3 protein-coding genes are annotated in these 2,327 nt (G+C 58.4%); 2 read left to right on the forward strand and 1 reads right to left on the reverse strand.

Going from position 1 to position 2,327, the window contains the following annotated elements; all coding sequences use genetic code 11:
• Positions 1-540, forward strand: a 540-nt coding sequence (locus G113_RS19830; protein ID WP_005913152.1) for a POT-type proton-dependent oligopeptide transporter, incomplete at its 5' end; no start/stop codon positions are given.
• Between the two features lie 82 nt (positions 541-622).
• On the opposite strand, the gene G113_RS19835 is transcribed toward G113_RS19830, so the two are convergent.
• Positions 623-1,594 carry a response regulator gene (locus G113_RS19835; protein WP_040319431.1) on the reverse strand — a complete coding sequence of 324 codons (972 nt, stop codon included), beginning with the start codon at positions 1,592-1,594 and terminating at the stop codon, positions 623-625.
• 222 nt (positions 1,595-1,816) lie between these two features.
• Between G113_RS19835 and G113_RS19840 the strand changes: the two genes are divergently transcribed.
• Positions 1,817-2,327: DnaT-like ssDNA-binding domain-containing protein (locus G113_RS19840; protein WP_005913155.1), on the forward strand; the 511-nt coding region annotated here is incomplete at its 3' end.

Raw genomic sequence — 2,327 nt, forward strand, 5'->3', positions numbered from 1 at the left:
CAGTCCCTGAACCCCTTCTTCATCATCACCCTTGCTCCCCTGGTTGCAGCCATCTGGATCAAGCTCGGCAAGAAAGAGCCCAACTCCCCGGTGAAGTTCGCCATGGGTCTGCTGTTCCTGGCCATTGGTTTCCTGTTCATGATCGGTGCCGTACTGGAGCAAGGTGGTGATCAGAGTGTCAAAACCTCCATGTTCTGGCTGGTTGGCGCCTATCTGTTCCACACCCTGGGCGAGCTTTGCCTCTCCCCCATCGGCCTCTCCATGGTGACCAAGCTGGCGCCCCTGCGCCTGGCTTCCCTGATGATGGGTGCCTGGTTAGGCTTTGTTGCCCTGGCCAACTATGCCGCAGGCTTCATCGGATCCTTCGTGGGTGAGTCCGGTGCCATCGCCATCTTCGGCGGCATCGCCGCTGCCGCCGTGCTCAGCGCGCTCCTGCTGCTGACCATGGCCAACCGTCTGGTCTACTGGATGCACGGGGCTGAAGGTCATGCCGACGCTCCTGAGCAAGATGACAAGAAACTGCACTCAGCGACAGTCTGATCACAGGTCACGACAAGCATGGTAAAGAGGGCGCCCATTGGGCGCCCTCTTTCATATCGGTGGTATCCAGATGATCCAGAGACTAGTGGTGGCGCACCTGCATATGCAGGGCACAGCCAGTGTCGCTGCGGATCTGCAGTTCAAAGGGATCGTGCCAGCTCCGTTTATGGAGTCGATAGTGGCCATCCCGCATCAGACCAAGGGGAAGCCCCCCACTGCGCATCAACCAGTGTGGTGACGTGATGCCAGCATTGGCAAAGCTGAGCCCCTCCTCCTCGTCAAACAGCAGGGCGGCCATTGAGAATGAGTGGCGCAGGCCAGATTCCATCAGCTGCCAATTGAGATAGGCCAGCAAGCGATGGGGTTGAGCCAGCAGCTGGCTCTCCCTTTGTTGATACTGGCGATAGGGGACATTGAGCAGTGATCGCACCAGGGCGCCACAGAAGGCGGCATCTGCGGCCAACACCGGCAACTCCATGACCAGTACCAGAAGGCGGTTGTCCACCCTGAAAGTATCCGGGATGAAGAGGTTGCCCATTCCCTCGAACGTGACCTGCCAGGGCCCCCACTCCTGCAACATCGGGGTCGACAGATTGCCGAGCAACCGGGTTGCCGCGCCGTCATGGTTGCGAAAGTAATGGAGGTGCTCGACCAGTTCAAGCTGCGGGCTGGAGACCTCCGGGGCCGCCAGACATTGGTTGATGCTTTGCACCACCTGCGACCAGTCACGGATGGGCTTGAGCAGAAAATCTCGGGCGCCACCACGCAGGGCACGGCCAACCTCTTCCATCCGATTCTGGCCCGAGATGATAATGATGGGGATCTGGGGATAGCGTGCCACCAGACAGGCAATTACCTCATGGCCATCCAGATTGGGCATGTTGAGATCGCACAGCACCAGATCCGGCTGATAGAGGGCCGCCCCTGACAATCCCTCGATGCCATCCTCGGCCTGGAACACGCAGGCTCCCTCATTCTCTAAATAATTCACCAACATGTGGCGAAAGACGGCTTCGTCCTCCACCACCAGGATCCTGAGTCCGGCTCTTAACATCTTGTTACAGCTCTTGTGGTTCATGCCGATTAGAGCCTAATCCTAGACCACCGCAGCCCCCAGCGAACGGGATGACCTCGCAAAAATGAGCATGATTATTAATCCATATAAGAGACTGGCTACCTGGCCGCCACCAATCAGAATGCGTCAGGGATCAGCCCTTAATTGTGCCCAGCCAGCCCATGGGGGATAATGGCCCCATCCTAGCTAGCAAAGAACGCCATGACTCCAGCCGAATACAGCGCCCTCGCCCATCCCAGACTGTCTCATCCGGCTCGCAGCCTCTACAGTCTGCAGTTGCGGCGACTGATCATGGAAAACCAGCCCCCCCGGCTCAGTTATCCCGAACTGGGGCGGAGCTTGGCGGTGGTCGATCCCATGGATACCAGCGGCTTTAGTTATCAGGTCAATGCCCGCCAGCTAACAGCCCTGTTTGACGAGCTGATCGAGGCTGGCTTGCTGTCTATAGAGAGTTCAGTGGAAAGTGAGCACTACCACCAATGCAGCTTCACCCTGCCCTTGCTGAACCAGCGCAGCCGAAGTCCCTTGCCTGAGCGCCCCTTCCAGATGCACCTGCACTGGCGTCCGGACGAGGAGTTGCCTGCTCTGGCGCGCCTATGCGGCGTCATTGATGCAAGCTACAGCGAAGAGGATCTTGGCGAGTTCATCGCATACTGGCTGGGGCGTCCCGAGGTCTTTGACTCCCAGCACCAGTGGATGCTCAAATTCATCC

The sequence above is a fragment of the Aeromonas molluscorum 848 genome (assembly GCF_000388115.1).
Taxonomy (GTDB): Bacteria; Pseudomonadota; Gammaproteobacteria; order Enterobacterales; family Aeromonadaceae; genus Aeromonas; species Aeromonas molluscorum.

Coding starts and splice junctions, on each gene's coding strand:
- G113_RS19835 (WP_040319431.1), bottom strand. CDS start 1,594: ATGTTAAGAGCCGGACTCAGGATCCTGGTGGTGGAGGACGAAGCCGTC.